Source organism: Bacteroidia bacterium (assembly GCA_020852255.1).
In the GTDB taxonomy this organism is placed as follows: Bacteria; Bacteroidota; Bacteroidia; order JADZBD01; family JADZBD01; genus JADZBD01.
This window is the reverse complement of record JADZBD010000018.1, coordinates 223,571-245,045: the sequence shown is the minus strand read 5'-3', so window position 1 is coordinate 245,045 and position 21,475 is coordinate 223,571. Positions and strand designations below refer to the sequence as shown.

The window sequence follows — 21,475 nt, the reverse complement described above, 5'->3', positions numbered from 1 at the left end:
CAATAGAGTAGGGGATGGAAAACGTATCCTTTGACTCAGTTGTCCGCCAGAACAATGATCTTATCTTCAGGGACAAACCGGATCTTATCGGATTTAACCGGATTTACCTTTACTCCGTAACCGGCACCAGCATCCTTCGACTTGGCGGCGATCTTATAGCCGATGGCCGTTTCATTTTTCTGCAGGGCAGATTCCATTACTGTATAAAAATTCACGGAGGTTTCCGCAATGACGTAGTCACAGGCCGGCTTCAGATAGATTTCACTGCCTTCTGAGGAGAAAAGATCGTCAAATACTGCCTTAAGATGTTTGTTCTCGCTGAGCTGAGAGAGCATGAGACTTATAAGTTTATCGCTTACAATAAAATCGTCTGCTTTGGTTACTTCAGCCAGTTCACGGTTACGTACATCCAGCATCTCGCTCACTATATTGAGATCTTTTTGCTGCTGATCTGCGATGCTGCGCAGATGAAGCAGGGTGATCAGCGTCTTCGCGTCGGATTGTTGTACATCCATTCCTGTATAACATAAAATGATGATGTGATCAAAACTATCCACATTCAGTGATTCCAGATTCACCCGCAGCGTGGTATCCATCAACTTGTGACCGATCCTGAGGGTGGGAAGCTCTTCGCTCAGTTTCATCACATCGGCGGCGGCAGATTCATTTTCCGAAACAACTTGTATTTCCGAACCTTCCTTAATATAATTGCCAAGCTCTCTGATAATAGTAATTCCTTTTTCGTTCCATCCAAGGAGGAGGGTTCGTTCCGCAGAAGACGTGGCAGCCATCCCTTTGGCTAGGGCTGCGTTATCTACATCAAATTGAGATTTCCCGCTGATAACCAGCGTATCGTCATCCTCGGAGATAGCAATTACCTGATCTCCCTTTTCGATACGCGTTCCGGCAGGGGGATTGATATCCACGGTTCCATTTTTTCGGAAGAGTCCGATAACGGCCGATTCCTCATAAGCGAAAAGCGCTTCCCGGTAGGTCTTTCCAGCCAGTTTATCTTCCGCACTGAAATAGATTTCTGCTCCGTCGAAGTCAAGTAATTCTGTGTATACCACCGATAAGCCGCTTTGTCTGCAGGTTTGAGCGGTTACACGGGCAATCAGTTCACCGGCCAGCACCAATACCGCCTCATCATTTCCCACCAGCCGGGCCGCCTCCATATTCTGTTCCTCCCGTATTTCTGCCACGATATGATACTTTTCTTTCTTTCGCCGGGGATTATTGGTGATCGCCAGAATCGCTTTGATCACTTCTGTATCCGGATTCTCTGATTCCGGCGAAAGAATAACAATGGATCGCGCATTATGAGGACTTACAATCTCCAGTTCATTCAAATCGAGTGGACTTCCCGATCGGCAGATAATCTTTGTGTTTCTTGTTTCGGGAAAGCGAGACCGGATCTCATCTTCCATCTCGACTTTATCCTTGTCGGCCATAATCACAATCCGGGGTTTCTTCTGATTCAGATTGGCGATGATGAGCTCGGAAATAACAGGATAGATCTTGGCAGACCAGCCCAAGATGAGTGTATGATTATGCTCGATCACCAGGGACTTTCCCTTTCTCATTTCCTCCAGCTTGGCTTCGATGCCGGAGGTGAGCGTACCAATCAGTATACTTACAATAAAAATTCCCGCAATAGTAACGGCAAACATGATGATGCGCAAGGGCCAGCCTTCGTCGCCGGCAAGATTTCCAGCGTCCATTGCACGCATCAAACTTTGCCATGCTCCTTCGATGAATCCCTGCTCTTCACCCCCGAATCCTGTGATCGCAAGGATAACGGCAGCGCACATAACAACCAGGCCGGATAGCACGGCCAACCAGGCAATAATGGCAATGGTTCCTTTAGAGAGTGTATTGTCAAACCAGTAACGAAAACGCTGAGACAGAGAAGGAGAGCGCATGATATAATTTTGATTTAAAATTAATTCTTTTTGGTTATCTTTACTGAAAAGAGACCAGCTATGATCGACACTGCCCTGAAGATCAATATCCGAAAGGTATCCAAATCCAGAATTCAGGAAATGGATCCGGACAATATCGCATTCGGAAAAATATTCTCGGACCACATGCTTTTGGCGGATTATCAGGATGGCCAGTGGCAGGATATCCGGATTACTCCTTACGAGAAAATGTCCATCGCACCAAGTATGAGTGCGCTGCATTACGGACAGGCGATTTTCGAGGGATTAAAGGCCTACAAAACAGAAAAAGGTGAGATACTGGTATCGCGCCCCTATGACAACTGGAAGCGGCTGAATATCTCCGCCGAGCGAATGACAATTCCAAATGTTCCCGAAGATCTTTTTATTGAAGGCTTACGGGAGTTGTTGCGGCTGGATAAGAACTGGGTGCCCTCCAAGCCGGGAACATCACTTTACATACGTCCGTTTATCTTTTCCACCGATGAATACATTGGTGTAAAGCCTTCTGATAGTTATCGTTTCATGATCTTTACTGCTCCCGCCGGAGCCTATTACTCAGCTCCTATTAAGGTGCTGGTTGAGACCAATTACATTCGGGCTGTGGAAGGAGGTATCGGGTTTGTAAAGGCTGCAGGCAACTACGGACGATCCCTCTTCCCAACCAAGCTGGCTCAGCAAAGAGGCTACCAGCAGATCATCTGGACCGATGCCCGAAACCACCGTTTCCTGGAGGAATCAGGAACGATGAATATCATTGTAGTGATTGATGATATCGTCATCACTCCGCCTCTCGGAGATACGATTCTTGCCGGCATAACACGCGACAGTGTGCTTACCCTTGCACGTGACTGGGGTTACCGTGTACAAGAACGCAAAATAAGTATTGATGAGGTGATTGATGCACACCGGAAAGAAACGCTCCAGGACATGTTTGGAGTGGGAACGGCAGCAACAATCGCACCTATGAGTGCTTTTGGCTTCGAAGGAAAAGATTACGTACTCCCTCCGGCCGAGGAGAGAATATTCTCTAACAGGGTGGCCACCGAACTGGAAAATATCCGTCGTGGTAAAGCCGAGGATGTCCATAACTGGATGCTGAAGATCTGATCCGGAGTGTTTTCCGGTTTGCTCAGCAACGGTTAGTTATTTCCCTCTTTTTCCAAAGTTTTATGGAATTAGTACGCCTGCGGCGTTCTGATAATATGATCTTTTCACGTGTGGTACTGTTGCTGCTTGGGAGTTTGATTCCGTTGCTGGTGCATGGGCAAATACTAGTGACAGGCATTGTGACGGATAAGAACACTGGTAAGGCCATACCCGGAGTGAATATCCGAATAATGCAGTCGGGCAAGAAATCAGTTACCGGGTCTACAGGATGTTTTCGTATAAATACCGAAGGAGATAAACCGGTCCGGCTGCGCTTCACACATATTTCCTATGATACAGCCTGGGCAACAATCCCCCCGAACGGAGATTCCGCGTTCATTCTCGTAAGCCTGCAGCCTTCCCAAATCATGTTCGAACCGGTGCTGATCAGCGGAAGCCACAAGCCGGATACTGTGATAGGCTCATCCAGGTTCTTTATTAATGATTTCGAATTCTTTGGAGAACAGATCGTGCTGCTAACCTTCGAAAAAAAACCGGAAAAGAGCAAAGTAATGCTGGCGGATAAAGACAGCAGGATCATTAGCACTTTCCCAATACCGGTGAACGGAGAAGAGCTCTTCCGTGATTTTCTGGGAAATGTAAATGTGATCGGAAAAGATTCTGTTTACCGTGTACTGGTTAAAGAAAATAATCTTCGACTTGTTTCGGTTCCTCCGGAAGAATTCGAACACCTGATACGCCCTTGTATAGATACCGTTGCCGGCAAAATTGTTTTTTCTGATTACAGGGATGACTATCCCGAATTCAGCTATTACAGCTGGGATCCGTCAGACAGTGTGGCCGTTCGGTTGCGTCATATACTGGATGAAGACCTGGCACTCATGTATTCCTTTGAGTACGATTTTCTAACCACACGGCAAAAAGTATATGCCCGGAAAATGGAACTCGCAACCGGAATTGATAAACGCGAGATCGCGGCTTACATGACGAATTTTTCAGGTTCACGCTATTTTACTCCGCTGTATGCACCGCTTTTTGTAATCAGCGATACCCTTTACCTGTTTGAACATTACAAAAACTACTTATATCGGATGGATAAAGACGGTAAGGTGCTGGATTCTTCCTCTATAAACTATCATAAGCCTGAAAAGTGGAGAGAGTGGAGGAGAAGACTAATTCGGGAAGAAAACGGTTCGCGTGTTTTCGGATTGTTCCTAAAAGACGGTTATTATTCACTGAAAGAGATTGATATCCGTTCCGGGAAGGTGATCAGCGTTTCACGCTTGTATTTTCCTTATGTGGGAAAGATTCGGGTGAAGGACGGATATGCCTGGTATATCTACCGGCCGTTTGAATCACAGCAAAGCAAGTTTCTTTACAAGGAGCGGCTGAATGAATACAAGTAGACTGATTTTCAGCATTTTGGCATGATTTTTATTAGTAAAGAACTAAATTCATTAAATTTACGTTCTGAACCCTAATAACCTTGTGATCCCATGAAAGGAAAAGTATTTATCGCCGGCGCTATCGCCGCACTGAGTCTGGCCGCATTTACGCTCCATACTCCTGCTGAGCTCGAGATCGGAGCTGTAATGCCCAAAGGAGATATTAAGATGAAAGATGTCTCCGGCAAAGAAGTGACAATGAACGAGAGCAAAATGAAAAAAGGACTGCTGGTGATTTTCACCTGCAATACCTGCCCTTATGTTGCCATGTATCAGTCGCGGATCCAGGAAGGAATCCTGCAGGCTACACTTTCCGATATCGGAGTGGTGCTGGTGAATTCCAACGAGGCGTATCGTGGCAACGAAGATTCGTTTGATGCCATGAAGAAATATGCTGCTGATAACAAGTACACAGTTCCTTATGTGCTGGATGCCAATTCAGAGGTGGCCGACGCTTTCGGAGCCAGCAAAACGCCTCATGTTTTCCTTTTTGACAAAGACGGCAAGCTGGTATACAAAGGGGGAATTGATGATAGCCCGAAAGATATGAGTGCCATCAAAACATGGTACCTCCGCGATGCCCTGAGCAGCGTGATTGACGGAAAAAAAGTGGAGATCAATTCTACTAAGTCGATCGGATGTTCCATTAAACGCGTCGAGCACAAACACTAAAAGAGAACTTAATATCGCCGGCCCCAAAGCGACAGAGTCACTTTGGGGCTTTTTTTATGAGACAAACAGTTTTGCTTCTTTTGGTAGCTGTATTTCTGCGGCTGCATTCCCAACCCGCCTACTTTAATCAGTACAACGGAGTGATGGGAACGCTGAACCCTGCGCTGATTATCGGTCCCGACCGGGGCCAGTTCTCTCTCATCGCACGCAGCCAGTGGAGAAATCACCCCATGCATGCCAATCTGGGAAGCCTGAGCGTGAACCTGTATTCTTCTCGTATCAATCAGGCCCTGGGTTTTTTTGCGGAGTATAAGGATGGCTTTGATACCCAAAACACCGCCAGCACAGGACTCCGGTGGGCCTACCGTGTAGTATTTCTGGACAAGATGTATCTGTGCGCGGGGGCAGGATTAAAATACACGAAGCTGGACCTGGCGTATCCGTACCCGACATTCACAGCCTCTCCCGAATTTGCTCCCTGGCCATACCCACTTCACCGCCAATATCTTTCTTCAGACTTCGGCATCACATTGTACGGACAAGCAGGAAAGTATGCCGGTTTCAGCCTCCGCGACATTCACTGGAAGGTGCTTGACAGCGATACACTTACAGAGCTGTCGCCCGGTAAGACATGGAGCGTTCACGGCCTCTATCATTTCGCGGTTACACGAGCATCTCAAGTGCTTCTTTTTGCCTCTTTTGATCGTGGATTTGAGATCCGTGAATCGAACGCAACGTATTCTCTTGTGCAATTTCAGGCCAACTATTATATACATAAAAAGATAGTAGCCGGTTTGGGATATAAGCGGGTGGGACCGTATTACGGTCATATGACCTGGCGGGCTGGCTTCTTTCTTTTTGGTGAACAGGCTTTAATAAGCTACAGTTATGATATGAAGCCGTATATACTTAACAATAAAATACATTGGAATCCTTCGCATGAATTGTTGCTGAAGATTCGCTTACAAGATCAAAAATAACGTATGAAAAAAGTAACGATGATCATTCTCCTGGTGCTCAGCATGATGGCTTTCGCAGAAGAGGTGCCGGAAGTAAACAGCGAGCCAAAACCTTATCAGGTAACTGTGTTTTTAACAGGTGCTGAACTAAGGTATCATGCCGATTTGAATCTCCAAAAGGGAAAGAACCTGGTCAAATTCACAAACCTTTCAGCCAAGCTTGATCCGGGAAGCATAATAGTGGATATAAATAAGAAGAGCGCCGTCATTCTTTCGGTATTCAGCGGAAACAATTTTCTTCAGCCGGTTCCCGATAATACAAAGATCCGTCCCATCCGCGATAGTATAGAGTTGGTAAAGGATGAACTAGCCTTGTTGCGTGGCAGGAAGGATGCTCTTACTCAGGAAAAGGAGCTTCTTTCGAAAAACGATGCAATCCTTGGAAAGGATAAAGGGCAGCCGGCATCCGAAACCGAGAAAAGTGCGGATTTCTTCCGCAAACGGATTACAGACATTAATATGGAATTATACAAGATCGGAAAGCAGGAGGTGCGGTGGTCACAACGACTTGATTTGCTGAGTAAACAGTATAATGAATTAAACTTACGCATCAATCCGCCAAGTTCAGAGGTGAGTGTTCTATTACTGGCAGGGGAGGGGGGAAGCTGTGGATTTGACCTCAAATACAGGGTGGCGGATGCCGGCTGGACCCCGAAATATGATATCCGGGTGGAAGGTGTAACGAAGCCGGTGGAAATGCTTTATAAGGCAAATATTTTTAACAATACCGGAGTAGACTGGGTGAATGTTAAATTAAAACTATCCACAGCCGATCCGCGGATGGGTGCCCAATATCCTAAGCTGGATGATTGGTCTTTTACCGGCGAGCAGAGAACATCAGAAGAAAACGCCAATTATTCCTACCAGCAAAGCCAGATTGTGCAGTTAAAGAAAGATAACGCCAATGTGGAGTTCAAGATGGTGGAGGTAGATGAGCTCAATGCGGAGTTTGATATTGCATTACCCTATACGATTCCTTCAGATAGTAAGCCTTACCTGGTGGACGTGAATAATAAAATGCTGGATGCCCGGTATGAGTATGTTTCTGTTCCAAAAATGGATAAGGATGCATTCCTGATTGCAAAAGTGGTAGGATGGACGGATCTGAACCTGGTTTCCGGAAATGCATCCATCTATTTTAACGGCACCTACATCGGACAATCAAGAATTAATGTACGCGAGATTTCCGACACACTGGAATTAAGTCTTGGGCGCGACAGTAAAATTGCTATTTCCAGGGTAAAGAAATCAGAGCGTAACGACCGGCAGATCATCGGAAACTATGAGAAGGAAACCTTCAAATATGAGATTACAGTTAAAAACAACCGGGAATCCACACTCACACTTAGCATTTCGGATCAGGTGCCGATGGATAACGATAGCAGGATAGACATCCATATAGCGGAACTGAGCGGAGGAATATATGATAAGCCTTCCGGACAGGTAACATGGAAGCTAACGCTGCAACCAGGTGAGGTGAAAACCATTAACTTTAACTTTTCCGTAAAGTATCCGAAATCCATGAAACCTAAGAAAAAGAAGTACCGGACCATCAGCAGCCCGTCATTCTGAGCGAACTATGATTCTTATTTTACTGGTACTGGTGGCGCTGGCCATCCTCTCTTCATTCGTTGGATTTGTTATTCTGGAATTACATCCGAAGTGGAGGAGGAGTCCGGGTAATGTTTTGAAATTTACGTTGGGGGCAATGCTATGTGCCGGTGCAGCCTGGGCAGGGCTTTATTTTCTTTCGGACAGGGGTAGCAATGTATTTGACGGCGTAATGGACGTGGTTGTATTGTTTACATCCATGTTGCTGGGAATAACGGGCGGAGGTACTCTTGCTATAATTCTTCTGGGCCGGCACCGGTAGTACCGTAGAATTTTTTGAACCATTTTTCAGCTTCATTCGTATGGCTGAACATCCGCGTAGGAACAGGTGGTTTATCCATCCGGATATAGAAGTTTCCAACGATCCGTTGAGCCATATTTTGAAGCACATAGGCTTCTGCAATAGAAAAGCGGGTAGCCTCTGGAGTTGCGGAATATTCCCGGCCATCTTTGGAGATCGAAGTATGCTTGCCGACTAACACCAGCAAACAAGCTTTTGAATTCCCCAGTAATTGTTCAAGCCCGCTATTTAGTTCTTCAACATGCGTGCGTTTGTAATGTACTTCATCACCACAGACTATCTCCACAACACCATCGGCCCGGAGTGTCAGTTTTGTATGGGCAAGAAGAACACTATTACTCACCTGAGGATATAATGGATCAAATATACATCGTAGAAACCCCGCATAATACACCGTAAACTACTTTCATGTAACTTATCCTATAATGGATTGCATTATGTTATGGCAGTCAATGAATTAACAAGATGTTTGCTTTTCAGAATCAAGCCCCATTCCTCGCCGAAAAGTAAGACTGAGAGTCCGAATTTTTATGAGGACGGAGGATTACGGTTTTGCGTATTTCGCAAAATGAGGCGAGGAATGGGGCTTGATTCGTCTTTTTGAAAGGCGACCTAACGTAGTTAGGGAAAAGCCTGTACAAAAAGGAAAAGAAAACTCCGCTAAAAAGTGCGGGGGCGATACCGTGCTGAGTCTTGTTTTGTGGGTTCTATTTGTTCTTGGATGCTTTGTGGTAGGGTATATTTCCTCGCCATATCGGTAAGTATTGGAGAATACACACCACCAAAATAGGCAAGCAATCCAATTACCCACCAATATTTTTCAATCAAACTCTTCTTGTCTTTTTCAATTACCCTACATACATAAGTCTCAATTCCTATTACCTTATCCCTGATTAATCCTTCCTTCACCAAGTCCATTGCAATCCCGTACACTTCCTGATAAGTGACACCTAATTCATTTTGAATTTCTGAGAGTGGCCGGAGTTCGCTCTTAACCTTTCCGTAAACCAATTTCTCTGCTGGCCTCATCCCATAAATATACAGCGTGTGAGGGCGACTTCCTTAACATCAATGCTAATTATAGGCAAATTCTTAGCTGACAATAGATAAATTGAATGTTGCCTATAATAAACATTATGTTAACATATATCTAACTGATTATCATGAATATCGTATTAAAACACAAACCCCCGCATCTCTGCGGGGGTCATGAAAGAATCAACATTTCTCAAAAACCATGGCTTTAGTTCTTAAGCATATTGTCGACCTTTTTAAACTTTTCCGAATCCCCCTGCCCTGTCTTGAGGTAGAGTTGCTTTAATGCTCTTAAAGCATCCTTATCAGTGGGATCAATCTCAATTTCTTTCTCCAGATACGGGATAGCCTTCTTAAAGATATCTTCCGCAGCTTTCTCTCCTGCCGCTAATTTACTCATATCCTTTTCATTTTGGGCCTGGTTGAAAACAAATGCTCCCCAGTTATTATAAAAGGCGCCAATGCTGTATAATATATGGGAATCGTTAGGCTTTAACTCATTGGATTTCAATAGTGCTACCTCAGCTTGCTTTACGTATTTGTCGAAATCCGCAGGCTTTTTATCTCCCTCAGGAAATGCCAGATTGGTATAGGTTTGACCTTTTACCCGGTACAAATCCGCATTGCCCGGATCTTTTTGAATAGCCAGTTCCAGGATGTCCAGCGCTTCGATGGACTTTCCCTGAGAAATATAACTGTTAAGCTCTTCGATGATGAACTTGATATTATTGGGAAAATCTGCGCGGCCCTTTTTTACCCACGCGTTCAGTCCATCGTTGTCTTTTTTCAGTTTATAGTAATCCAGTATCTTTTCATAATTCATTTCCTTCTTTACGTTCATTCCAATCAGTTTCATTGCCAAACCAATGGCCCTGTCATATTCTTTTGCATAGCCGGCCGCCACTTCTGCATTTTCCAGACCGTTGGTGTCGGCTTTTCCGAGATATAAACTGCTGGCCACAGAATAAGCTTCAAAGTATTTAGATGCGCTGGAAAAGTCTTTGCTGTTATAGAGACTTACAGCTTTTTCATAAATGAATTGCATCCCTACGGCGATACTTTTTTTATCTTCTGAGTAATCCTTCTTTACATCCAGTTCCAGGCATTTTTTGAATGCAGTAAGTGCTACCTCAAGATTCGACATGTCTACTTTGGAAAAAGCTTCCGTGTTCTTCTTCTTGTCGTCGGTTTCCTTACTCGCCTTTTTGATTTTTTCCCATTCATGGTTGAATAGTACATAATAGACCTCCCCCTTCACGTGCCAGGTTTTAGCTTTGTCGCGTGTGTCGGGGTGATTACAAGCCGTGTCGATACGTTCCCTTGCTTTGAGCAAGGTTTCCTCTTCCCGTGTTTGTTTGTACTCTTCGAGGTACTTGATTGCACTGACCACTTTGTTTTGCTGTGCAAGCAATGGGAAGCCAGCCAGAATCAGAGCGACAATCAAAAGGTTGTTTTTCATAGGTTTATGTTATTATTCGGGGCTATTTTCCTCCGTAGTATCAATTTGTGAGCCATTTTCTTCCCCTCCTTTCTCCTGATCAGACGCTTCGGGTCCATTTTCTCCATTCGTTTCGGGCACATTCTCCTCATCAATGTCCACCTTTGCCACTGCCCCGATTTCATCTTCTTCCCGGAGATTGATAAGCCGGACTCCCTGCGTTGCCCTTCCCATCACCCGCAGATCAGCCACAGCCATGCGAATGGTGATACCCGACCGGGTGATGATCATAAGATCGTTCTTATCATTTACCTCCTTGATGGCAACCAGTTTCCCGGTTTTGTCAGTGATATTAATCGTCTTCACACCCTTTCCTCCCCTGTTGGTGATCCGGTATTCCTCAATGTCGGAACGCTTGCCATAACCCTTTTCTGAAACCACCAGCACATTCGTCTTGCTGTCGTTCAGACAGATCATACCCACAACTTCGTTGTCTTTATATTCCTCCTCATCCAGATTCATTCCTGTTACGCCTGATGCGCCCCTACCCATCGGGCGCACTACGGATTCATTGAACCGGCACACTTTTCCTTCTTTGGCAGCCAGCATGATCTCATTTTGTCCGTTGGTCATGCAGGCCTCCAGCAGCGAATCACCTTCGCGGATCGTAATGGCAATAATACCGTTGGTGCGTGGCCGGGAATACGCTTCCAGTGTGGTTTTCTTGATCACACCTTTTCGGGTACACATCACAATATAATTGTTGTTGATATAGGATTCGTCAGTCAGATTTTTCACATTGATGTAGGCTTTCACCTTGTCTCCCGGTTGCAGGTTGACCAGATTCTGAATAGCACGGCCTTTGCTGGTCTTGTTTCCTTCAGGTATCTCGAATGCCTTTAACCAGAAGCACATTCCCTTTTCCGTGAAGAAGAGAATATAGTTATGAGTGGATGCGACAAACAGGTGTTCCAGGAAATCCTCCTCCCTGGTGGAGGATCCGCGTGAACCGGTTCCTCCCCTGTTCTGCCGCCGGTATTCTGTTAGTGGCGTCCGTTTGATATACCCCATATGGGAAATGGTGATCACCACATCTTCATCGGCGATCATATCCTCCATCCGGAACTCGCCGGCAGCGAGCACCAGTTCCGTTCGACGCTCATCGCCGTATTTCTCCCGGATCTCTCCCAGTTCGTCCTTGATGATCTCCATTCGCAAGGGTTCGCTGGCCAGTACTTCCTTCAGGAAGGAGATCAACTCCATCAGTGTTGCATATTCTTCCTTGATCTTGTCGCGCTCCATACCGGTAAGTACGCGCAGTCGGAGCTCCAGTATTGCCTTCGCCTGAATCTCACTCAGTCCGAATTGCTTTATCAGTCCCTCCTGCGCTTCCTGGGGCGTGGCAGATTCCCGGATCAGTCTGATCACCTCATCCAGGTGATCCAGCGCTTTAAGATATCCCTCGAGAATATGGGCGCGTTTTTCGGCTTGTTCCAGTTCAAACTTGGTGCGCCTGATTACCACCTCATGCCGGTGTTCTACATAATATTTAATTTGATCCTTCAGATTCAGCAACATGGGACGTCCTCCAACCAAGGCAATATTGTTGATTGAAAAAGTCGTCTGCAGGCTGGTATGCTTGAACAGGTTGTTCAGCACCACATTGCCAATGGCATCCTTCTTTAATTCATACACGATCCGGATTCCTTCCCGGTTACTTTCATCACGAATATCAGAGATACCCTCAATCTTTTTATCGTTGATCAACTCTGCGGTGCGCTTGATCAGTTCGGCTTTATTTACCTGATAGGGTATTTCTGTTACCACGATTCGTTCCCGGTCCTTCCAGGGCTCAATCGTTGCGCGTGAACGGATCACCACCCGGCCTCGTCCTGTTTCATATCCTTCACGAACACCTTCATAGCCGTAAATAATCCCTGCAGTTGGGAAATCAGGAGCCGTCACATATTTCATGAGACCTGTCACCGGAATCTCCTTGTTTTCGATATAGGCGATGGTGGCATTGATCACTTCGGTCAGATTGTGAGGAGCCATATTGGTGGCCATTCCCACAGCAATGCCGCTGGCTCCGTTCACCAGAAGATTAGGCATCCTGGACGGAAGAACGGTAGGCTCCTCCAGAGAATCATCAAAATTAGGTTTGAAATCAACTGTATTCTTGTCAATATCTGACAGCATCTCCTCCGCTATCTTTCTCAGCCTTGCTTCTGTATAACGCATGGCAGCTGGAGAATCACCGTCAATGCTTCCGTAGTTTCCTTGCCCGTCTACCAGCGGATACCGAAGACTCCACTCCTGTGCCATCCGTACCATGGTATCATATACCGCCGTGTCGCCATGTGGGTGATACTTTCCGAGTACTTCCCCCACAATTCTGGCTGATTTCTTATACGGACGATTGGAGAGCACGCCCAGTTCCTGCATCCCGAACAGCACCCTTCGGTGAACGGGCTTCAGTCCGTCCCTTACATCAGGTAAAGCACGGGAGACGATCACCGACATCGAGTAGTCGATGTAGGCTGTTTTCATCTCATTTTCAATATTAATATCAATAATCTTCTCTCCTTCTGCCATAGCGCGTTGAATAGGTCCGGTTTTTGTGGTTTTTCTCCTTAAAGCAAGGGTCCCCGAAGGTACTTTTTTCGGGTATTTTCAGGGTAATTATGGAGTTGGACTTATCAACACTAATATTCTAATTATCAACACAAACGGGTTGAAAAAATGCTCCCTACCCTCCCCTGTTTTTAGTCCGATGTGGTATATTTGAATGACACGAATTGTTTAACTTTATCAAACCCCGGAATCGAACGGAAAAAGACCCTCTATGGAAGCAAAATTTTCGCCGCGAGTAAGAGACGTGATCACCTATAGCCGGGAGGAGGCGCTACGACTGGGGCACGACTACATTGGTACAGAGCACCTGTTACTGGGAATGATTCGGGAAGGAGAAGGAATGGCTATCCGGCTGCTGAAAACGCTGGACGTGGATTTATCAGAATTACGGAAGGAAATTGAGGTCTCTATTGCCCCGGTTTCCAGGAAATCAGTGACCAATCTTGACAATATCACCCTGCTCAAACAGGCAGAGCGTACGCTGAAAGTGACCTATCTGGAGGCGAAACTTTTTAAAAGTGCAGTGATAGGAACGGAGCACCTTCTGCTTTCTATACTAAAAGATGCAGAGAGTGTGGCCACGCGCTCGCTGAAGAAGTTCTCCGTGGATTATGAAACAATCAAAGAAGAATTACAGAACATGAACAGTACCGGCAACACAGATACGCGGGCGGAATTTCCTGCTAATCCTGCAGACGATGACGATCAGGACGAAAACGCTTCATTTTCCACGCCAAAAAAGGGCAGCGACAGCAAATCCAAGACGCCCGTTCTCGATAATTTCGGACGCGACCTTACGCGAATGGCGGAAGAAGGAAAGCTCGATCCTATTGTTGGAAGGGAAAAGGAGATTGAGCGGGTTTCTCAGATACTTTCACGGCGTAAGAAGAACAACCCGATCCTGATTGGTGAACCGGGTGTTGGAAAATCGGCTATTGCGGAAGGACTGGCACTGCGTATCATTCAGCGTAAGGTTTCCCGCGTGCTTTTCAATAAGCGGGTGGTTACACTGGACCTTGCGTCGCTGGTAGCGGGAACCAAATACCGCGGACAGTTTGAAGAAAGAATGAAGGCGGTCATGAATGAACTGGAAAAATCTCCTGACGTGATCCTGTTCATTGATGAAATTCATACTATTATCGGTGCCGGCGGAGCTTCCGGTTCCCTGGACGCCTCCAATATGTTTAAGCCTGCACTGGCACGAGGCGAAATTCAGTGTATTGGCGCCACAACGCTGGATGAATACCGGCAGTATATCGAAAAAGACGGAGCACTTGAGCGCCGTTTCCAGAAAGTAATCGTTGAACCCACTACCGTAGAGGAAACCATTCAAATCCTCAACAACATCAAGTCCAAATACGAGGATCACCATAACGTAACGTATACAGAAGAAGCAATCAAGGCGTGTGTCAATCTGACTGCGCGCTATATTACTGACCGGCACCTTCCTGATAAAGCCATTGACGCACTGGATGAAGCTGGTTCAAGAGTGCATATCACGAATATTCAGGTACCAAAGAACATTCTTGATATTGAAAAGAAGATTGAGGATGTAAAAGAAGAAAAGAATAAAGTGGTACGCTCCCAAAAATATGAAGAAGCCGCCCGGCTGCGTGACTCTGAACGTCAGCTGGCCGAGCAGCTGGAAGCTGCCAAAAAGGCCTGGGAAGAAGAAACCAAACAACACCGCCAGACTGTTTCGGATGAAAATGTTGCTGAAGTGGTGGCTATGATGACCGGTATCCCAATGAAACGGATTGCCCAGAGCGAAAGCAATAAGCTGGTAAGCATGGCGGATGAATTAAAAGGGAAGGTCATTGGGCAGGATCAGGCGGTCGCTAAAGTCGTGAAGGCTATCCAGCGTAACCGGGCCGGACTCAAAGATCCTAATAAGCCGATCGGCTCGTTTATATTCCTCGGACCTACCGGGGTCGGAAAAACGCAGCTGGCAAAAATTCTTTCACGCTACTTGTTCGACTCCGAGGAGTCGATGATCCGCATTGATATGAGTGAGTACATGGAAAAATTTGCGGTGTCACGTCTGGTAGGTGCTCCTCCGGGATATGTTGGCTATGAGGAAGGCGGACAGTTGACTGAAAAAGTGCGCCGCAGACCTTATGCGGTGGTACTCCTCGACGAGATTGAGAAAGCACATCCGGATGTATTCAATCTGCTCCTGCAGGTTCTAGACGATGGTCAGCTGACGGATTCACTGGGTAGAAAGGTGGATTTCAAAAATACCATCATCATCATGACATCCAATATTGGTTCCCGTCAGCTGAAGGATTTCGGACAGGGAGTTGGATTTACCACAAATGCCAAACAGGACCAGTCGGAAGATCATGCCCGAAATGTAATCGAGGGTGCGCTGAAGAAAGCATTTGCGCCTGAATTTCTTAACCGGATTGACGATGTGGTTGTATTCAATCAGCTCAGCAAAGAGGATATCTACAAGATCATTGATATTGAGTTGGAGAAGCTTTACGGACGAATTGGTGGATTGGGTTACAGCATCACCATCACTAATCCGGCGAAAGAATTTATTACAGACAAGGGCTATGATCAGCAGTTTGGAGCTCGCCCACTGAAACGAGCTATTCAGAAGTACATCGAAGACCCCCTGGCAGAGGAAATAATCAAAAGCAATCTCACCGAAGGAGATGGCATTGAGGTAAGCCTGGATAAGGACAAGAATGAGCTGAAAATCAGCGTAATAAAGCCAAATTCCAAGCCAACAAAGAAGAACAAAAAGGAGGAATAGAGATTCTCCTCCCCTTTCCTTATCTTTGCAGGTAATGCGTTTTCAACGTAGTATAGGTCTTTTAGTGTGCCTTCTGCCTCTGGTTGTCACGGCTCAGTTCCGTTGGGATTTCGGAGGCGGGATCGGCTTTGCCAATATCCTTGGAGAAATGGGAGGCAAGGAAAAAACGCGCCGTGACTTTGTGTCTGATCTGAAGTTACGTGAAACACGCTGGGACATCAATGGATTCGCCCGGTACAAGTTTCATCCGCAGATCCTACTGAAAGGAATGATTACTTATGCCCGTCTGGAAGGAGCCGATTCACTTTCCACCAATCCGGGCCGGGTGGGCAGAAACCTTCATGTACGCAATGATATCTTTGAGCTGGCCATCACCGGTGAGTTCATTTTTTACGAAGTCTCGGATATTGGAAGAAGCTATCGCTTCCGCAATGATTTACGTTTTTATGCATTTGCCGGCGTGGGCGGACTTTACCACAATCCAAAAGGAAAACTTAATGGTTCATGGACACCTCTTCGTCCGATGATGAACGAAGGGGTGAAATATTCCAAAATTACCGTCGTAGTTCCTACCGGCGTTGGATTATTCTTTACCATCAAGCGGGAACATCGTATTGGATGGGAACTCGGCTGGCGAACCATGTTTACCGATTATCTTGATGATATAAGCACTACCTACAAGGATCCCTCCACCCTCTCTGCCGATGCCAATGCATGGCAGCAGCAGGTATACAATGATTACGCCTCCGGTTATGATCCGAACAATACAGAAATGGAGAATCCCAACAATTACGCATGGGATCCCATTCTAAGTTACGGTGCCAAACGGGGAGATCCCACGCACAATGACTCCTACCTCTTCACCACATTCAATTACAGCTATGTGCTGAGAGGGAAATCAAGATTCTCTAAGTCGCGTTACAGCAGCTACTTCAAGACAAGGAAGTACAAGAAGCGGAAAAGCCGAGCTAAATTCTAAAAGAACTGCCCCAGTTTTCTTAGTGGTTTTATTGTAAGCGTATACCATCGCGGCTGAATACCATTCACCTCCCAGGCTTTTCGATCTTCCTGATTGGCATTAACCCGGTTCCTGATAGAGACATTGCTCTTCCCTCCTACTCTCATCTTTACCAACACGGCTGGCAAATGAAAGCTGCTTACCTTGTTTTTATAGAGCATCCGGAGCATCAACTCGTAATCCGCTGAAATGGTAAATGCTGTATTGAAAGTCCCGAAATTTTCATAAGCAGAACGTTTCAGAAAAAATGCAGGATGCGGGGGCATCCAGCCGGATAAAAAGCGCGAGCGATTGTATGGACCACTTCTCCATTTCCGAACCACCTTCTGCATGGATCCGTCCATGTAATCCAGGTCGCCATACAAACTCTCGCAGTTGTTTTTGTTAAATGCATCCGCTACATCGCTGAGTACATGTCCATGAGCAAACCTGTCGTCGGAATGAAGGATGGAGATCACCTCTCCGGTGGCCAGGCCTATTCCCTTATTCAACGCATCATACAGGCCGTTGTCTTTTTCAGAAACAAAACGATTGATCTTAGTGCCAAAGCTCTGAATGATTTGCAGGCTTTGATCTGACGACCCGCCATCTACAACAATGTATTCCTTATTGTCGTGATCCTGCGATACAACAGACTGGAGCGTGTCTCCTAAGGTTTTAGCAGAATTATAGCAAACTGTTATAACAGAGATCTTCAAAGTGGGGAGCGAAAGCAGAAGTTCAGCATGTCAGACAATAATGCGTTCTTTTACTTTGACAGCCGGATTACCATGATAAATACCATAAGCATCGAGGTCGTTCACCGCAACAGATTTGACCGAAAGCACACTGTGGCTTTTACATGTAACGCCGGGGGCAACCAACGACTGGGCTCCTATCCATACCCCATCTTCAAGCGTGATCCCATTTACCATAAGGTCGAATGTTGGCTTCGTATAATTGTGATTTCCGGTGAGGAGCATAGCGCCCTGTGAAATGCAAACATGATCGCCGATGATCACGTTCTCCAGATTGTCGATCCATACCTCTTCTCCGATCCAGCAATAATTCCCGATCTTTAATCGCCAGGGATATTTTATCTTCACATGAGGTTTCACAACCACACCTTTTCCCACTTTTGCCCCGAAAGCACGCAGCCAGAAAACCCTGACACGACCGAAGGGGTATGCGGAGTTAAAGAATGCAGCATGGATCAGGTACCAAAGTGAACGCGTTACAATTCCAGCTCCTGGAGAGTACCAGGAATTACTGTAACTGGAGAGATCGGAACGTTGCACTGTCTGTAAAGATACTAAGATTACACCGGAAGCGTAGGCTCAGGGCTTAGGAACGCGGTAAGCTTCAAGGATTTCCTTCACCTCTTTCTCCTCAAGATCTATGTCCATCAATTTATATCTTCCTGCAGAACCGGTATGGATGCGGACGTTCCGTTTGGGCGTACCAAGTATCTGGGAAAGGTATTCAATCAACTCTTTATTTGCTTTTCCGTCTACAGGACCGGAGCGCAACCACACCCTTACAGATCCGTCTTCGAGGTATTCAACCTCATTTTTTCTTGCGCCGGGCTTGGCATGTACGGTCAGTCTCATTTTATGGTTTCCATTTGCTTCTTAAGCATCCTTTGTACATGGTCGGATATTTTGACCAGGGGCAGTCTTACATCTGATCTGCAAATGCCCAACATCTCCAATGCAGCCTTCACCCCTCCGGGCGAACCGTCTGCAAATAAAAGACCTGTAATATCTGTCAGTTTGTAATGCAGATCCCTGGCTTTGCTGTAATTATTTTTAAGCGCCTGGCGTACCATCTCTGAAAAGACGTTCGGATAGGCATTGGCTACAACGGAAATCACACCTTCTGCTCCGCAGGCAATCATAGGAAGGGTGAGATTATCGTCGCCGGATATCACTTTAAAGTTTTTAGGCTTGTGTTTTATGATACTCATGACCTGCTCCAGATTACCGGAAGCCTCTTTCGTTGCGATAATGTTCGGAAAATCATGCGCAATCTTCAGGGTGGTTTCGGCTGTGAGATTCATGGCTGTTCTACCGGGCACATTATAGAGGATCAAAGGCAACGGAGATTCTCCGGCCAGTGCTTTGTAATGCGCATAGATTCCTCTCTGATTAGGTTTATTATAGTAGGGAGAAACCGACAGTATGGCTGAAACTCCTTTAAGAGGGAGGGAAGAAAAGCCTTTGATTACTTCGGTCGTATGATTTCCTCCAATACCTGCCACAACAGGGACTCTCCCCATCGTTTTTTCCACAATAAAAGAAAGTACTTCCTTCTTTTCCTCCTTGTCCAGCGTTGCTGATTCACCGGTGGTGCCAAGCACTACCACATACTCTACTCCACCCCGGATAATATGTTCCAGCACATTTTTCAATCCCTTATAATCCACCTTTCCCTTTGCTTTAAACGGGGTTACTATGGCTACGCCGGTTCCGGTCAGGTCTGGAGCTTTTCTCATTTTTGTACGCTGTTTTCCTTTTTGTTGATCATGAGCAGGTACGTGTCTACCTGTGCGAGAAAAAATTTAAATGTTTTTGTTTTATCGTATTCAATGAGCATATCGTAATACTTTTTATTCTCATTCGAGAGTTTTCCAATTTTGAATTTAGAGTTTGCCTTCGCTGCCATGAACTTTAAAGGAACAACATCCGTCAGATTCAGGTCAATAAGAACATCTCTCTCTTCGTCCATGAAATTTTGTGTGTATACATTGGTGGGGCGTCCGTACCAATTCAGATCTTTTCTGGTAAAAAATTCAAATTCGACTTTAGAGTAGGATAGCCCGGGCGGTTCAGTGTCTGCATCTACATACCCGAAAGCTTTCACTTTTTTCTTATGATCTTTGAGATACCCAACATATTTCTTCAGCAGGTCAAATTCTTCCGGAGTTGTGAAGGAGAACAAGATTCCAATGGTTTTTGATTCATCCAGATTCAGGAATGCGCGTTGCCGGGGCAGGTTCTGGAGTTCCTGGCGAAGGATATAACGACCCACTTTGTTTTTAAAGCCTTTCAGCACATCGCGGAAGATATGCGCTAAACTAAAGAAAAAACTCCAGTAGTTTGTGATCCCGACACGATTCGAACGTGTGACCTGCTGCTTAGAAGGCAGCTGCTCTATCCAGCTGAGCTACGGGACCATGACTCGATTTCGCTCGACAAGACCATTTGCCTGAGTACACAGGCAAACGGTTGTCGGGGTGGCAGGATTCGAACCTGCGATCTCATGGTCCCAAACCATGCGCGATAACCGGGCTACGCTACACCCCGAATTTCAGTTAAACAATAAGGTCACCTTCGCTCATTGAGCTTTGGTGACCGAAGGCGGACCCGGAGGGAGTCGAACCCCCAACCTTCTGATCCGTAGTCAGATGCTCTATCCAGTTAAGCTACGGGTCCCAAAAAGGAGGGCAAAGATATAAAATAAACCTCATAAAAAAGCCCTCCCAACTTATTGGTCAGGAGGGATTTAATGAATAAACCGGATCAGTCTTTCTTGGGCTTATCCTGACCGGGTTTCGCAATGCTATCGCGCATATTAGTATCAGCCTGAATATTCTGCATCTTGTAATAATCCATGATGCCCATATTCCCGCTACGGAAAGCCTCTGCCATTGCAAGGGGGATCTGCGCTTCCGCTTCGATAACTTTCGCTTTTGCCTCCTGGGCCTTCGCACGCATCTCCTGCTCATAGGCCACCGCCATTGCGCGCCGCTCCTCAGCTTTAGCCTGCGCTACTTTCAGGTCAGCGCCGGCTTGTTCGGCCTGTAGTTTCGCCCCGATATTTTCCGAGATGTCAATATCCGCGATATCAATTGAAAGGATTTCGAACGCCGTTCCGGCATCCAGTCCTTTTGCCAATACAGTCTTGGAAATCTGATCCGGATTCTCCATCACCTTTTTGTGGTCCATACTTGAACCGATGGTAGTTACAATCCCCTCTCCCACCCTGGCAAGAATGGTTTCTTCGCCTGCACCTCCAACCAGCTGATTAATATTGGCGCGAACCGTAACCCGGGCTTTAACAATGAGCTGAATACCATCCTTTGCAACGGCACTTACCGGCGGGGTATCTATCACTCTTGGATTAACAGAAACCTGAACGGCATCGAACACATCGCGACCTGCCAGATCAATCGCGGTAGCGAGTTTGAAGTTCAGCGGAATGTTTGCTTTATCAGCGGAGATCAGTGCATTCACCACGCCCTGCACTCTGCCTCCGGCAAGAAAGTGCGCTTCCAGTTCATCACGTGTGAGCTGTATGCCTGCTTTATGCGACGTAATCATGGCATTGGTGATCGTAGAAGGCGGAACTTTCCGGATGCGCATCAGTGCCAGCTGGATCAGGGATACTTTTACACCCGATAAACGAGCTGATATCCAGAGTCCCACAGGCAGGAATCGAAAGAAAATAATCATAAAAATCAGTCCGCCAATTGCAACGGCTGCATAGAAAATAAGAGTGGATTGGTTCATG

At 46.1% G+C, this 21,475-nt stretch carries 19 protein-coding genes and 3 tRNA genes; 8 read left to right on the top strand and 14 right to left on the bottom strand.

Annotated features, from left to right (window positions below; genetic code table 11):
- Positions 1-35 precede the first annotated feature (35 nt).
- On the bottom strand, positions 36-1,922 hold the full coding sequence (locus tag IT233_11285; protein ID MCC7303213.1) for an NAD-binding protein: 1,887 nt from the start codon (positions 1,920-1,922) through the stop codon (positions 36-38).
- A 60-nt stretch (positions 1,923-1,982) separates the two neighbouring features.
- On the opposite strand from IT233_11285, the gene IT233_11280 reads away from it, so the two are divergent.
- From IT233_11280 to IT233_11255, 6 genes are all read left to right on the top strand, one after another.
- A complete protein-coding gene (locus tag IT233_11280) occupies positions 1,983-3,050 on the top strand; it encodes a branched-chain amino acid aminotransferase (GenBank protein ID MCC7303212.1) in 1,068 nt (355 codons plus the stop codon).
- Positions 3,051-3,112: 62 nt separating this feature from the next.
- Positions 3,113-4,456, top strand: a complete 1,344-nt coding sequence (locus IT233_11275; protein ID MCC7303211.1) for a carboxypeptidase-like regulatory domain-containing protein — start codon at positions 3,113-3,115, stop codon at positions 4,454-4,456.
- A gap of 90 nt (positions 4,457-4,546) precedes the next feature.
- Positions 4,547-5,167 carry a thioredoxin family protein gene (locus IT233_11270; GenBank protein ID MCC7303210.1) on the top strand — a complete coding sequence of 207 codons (621 nt, stop codon included), beginning with the start codon at positions 4,547-4,549 and terminating at the stop codon, positions 5,165-5,167.
- A 56-nt stretch (positions 5,168-5,223) separates the two neighbouring features.
- Positions 5,224-6,147, top strand: a complete 924-nt coding sequence (locus tag IT233_11265) for a type IX secretion system membrane protein PorP/SprF (GenBank protein ID MCC7303209.1) — start codon at positions 5,224-5,226, stop codon at positions 6,145-6,147.
- Positions 6,148-6,150: 3 nt separating this feature from the next.
- Positions 6,151-7,758, top strand: coding sequence for a DUF4139 domain-containing protein (locus IT233_11260; protein ID MCC7303208.1), 1,608 nt, complete (start codon positions 6,151-6,153; stop codon positions 7,756-7,758).
- 7 nt (positions 7,759-7,765) lie between these two features.
- Positions 7,766-8,059, top strand: coding sequence for a hypothetical protein (locus tag IT233_11255; GenBank protein MCC7303207.1), 294 nt, complete (start codon positions 7,766-7,768; stop codon positions 8,057-8,059).
- Here the strand turns inward: IT233_11255 and IT233_11250 are convergent.
- The 4 genes from IT233_11250 to gyrA form a co-directional block, all read right to left on the bottom strand.
- Positions 8,031-8,441 carry a hypothetical protein gene (locus IT233_11250; GenBank protein MCC7303206.1) on the bottom strand — a complete coding sequence of 137 codons (411 nt, stop codon included), beginning with the start codon at positions 8,439-8,441 and terminating at the stop codon, positions 8,031-8,033. The genes IT233_11255 and IT233_11250 overlap by 29 nt on opposite strands.
- A gap of 317 nt (positions 8,442-8,758) precedes the next feature.
- On the bottom strand, positions 8,759-9,127 hold the full coding sequence (locus tag IT233_11245; GenBank protein ID MCC7303205.1) for a hypothetical protein: 369 nt from the start codon (positions 9,125-9,127) through the stop codon (positions 8,759-8,761).
- A 214-nt stretch (positions 9,128-9,341) separates the two neighbouring features.
- Positions 9,342-10,592, bottom strand: coding sequence for a hypothetical protein (locus IT233_11240; GenBank protein ID MCC7303204.1), 1,251 nt, complete (start codon positions 10,590-10,592; stop codon positions 9,342-9,344).
- Between the two features lie 12 nt (positions 10,593-10,604).
- Positions 10,605-13,166, bottom strand: a complete 2,562-nt coding sequence (gyrA, locus tag IT233_11235; GenBank protein MCC7303203.1) for a DNA gyrase subunit A — start codon at positions 13,164-13,166, stop codon at positions 10,605-10,607.
- Positions 13,167-13,416: 250 nt separating this feature from the next.
- On the opposite strand from gyrA, the gene IT233_11230 reads away from it, so the two are divergent.
- Together IT233_11230 and IT233_11225 are read left to right on the top strand one after the other, a co-directional pair.
- Positions 13,417-15,966 (top strand): ATP-dependent Clp protease ATP-binding subunit, encoded by a 2,550-nt coding sequence (locus tag IT233_11230; protein MCC7303202.1) that lies wholly within the window; start codon positions 13,417-13,419, stop codon positions 15,964-15,966.
- Between the two features lie 34 nt (positions 15,967-16,000).
- Entirely contained in the window at positions 16,001-16,945 is a 945-nt protein-coding gene (locus IT233_11225) for a hypothetical protein (protein ID MCC7303201.1), read from the top strand.
- Here IT233_11225 and IT233_11220 read toward each other — a convergent pair.
- The 9 genes from IT233_11220 to floA form a co-directional block, all read right to left on the bottom strand.
- Entirely contained in the window at positions 16,942-17,682 is a 741-nt protein-coding gene (locus IT233_11220; GenBank protein MCC7303200.1) for a glycosyltransferase, read from the bottom strand. The genes IT233_11225 and IT233_11220 overlap by 4 nt on opposite strands.
- A gap of 30 nt (positions 17,683-17,712) precedes the next feature.
- Positions 17,713-18,261 (bottom strand): colanic acid biosynthesis acetyltransferase WcaF, encoded by a 549-nt coding sequence (wcaF, locus tag IT233_11215; protein ID MCC7303199.1) that lies wholly within the window; start codon positions 18,259-18,261, stop codon positions 17,713-17,715.
- A gap of 39 nt (positions 18,262-18,300) precedes the next feature.
- Entirely contained in the window at positions 18,301-18,573 is a 273-nt protein-coding gene (locus IT233_11210) for a DUF167 domain-containing protein (GenBank protein MCC7303198.1), read from the bottom strand.
- Positions 18,570-19,457: a 4-hydroxy-tetrahydrodipicolinate synthase gene (locus IT233_11205; GenBank protein MCC7303197.1), complete on the bottom strand. Its 888-nt coding sequence runs from the start codon at positions 19,455-19,457 to the stop codon at positions 18,570-18,572. Before IT233_11205 ends, IT233_11210 begins: the two co-directional genes overlap by 4 nt.
- Positions 19,454-20,017: a hypothetical protein gene (locus IT233_11200; GenBank protein ID MCC7303196.1), complete on the bottom strand. Its 564-nt coding sequence runs from the start codon at positions 20,015-20,017 to the stop codon at positions 19,454-19,456. The genes IT233_11205 and IT233_11200 overlap by 4 nt, the downstream gene beginning before the upstream one ends.
- Positions 20,018-20,064: 47 nt before the next feature.
- Positions 20,065-20,138 (bottom strand) — tRNA-Arg (locus IT233_11195).
- A gap of 55 nt (positions 20,139-20,193) precedes the next feature.
- Positions 20,194-20,268 (bottom strand) — tRNA-Pro (locus IT233_11190).
- 55 nt (positions 20,269-20,323) lie between these two features.
- Positions 20,324-20,397, bottom strand: a tRNA-Arg gene (locus IT233_11185).
- An 87-nt stretch (positions 20,398-20,484) separates the two neighbouring features.
- Positions 20,485-21,474 (bottom strand): flotillin-like protein FloA, encoded by a 990-nt coding sequence (floA, locus tag IT233_11180; protein MCC7303195.1) that lies wholly within the window; start codon positions 21,472-21,474, stop codon positions 20,485-20,487.
- Position 21,475 lies beyond the last annotated feature (1 nt).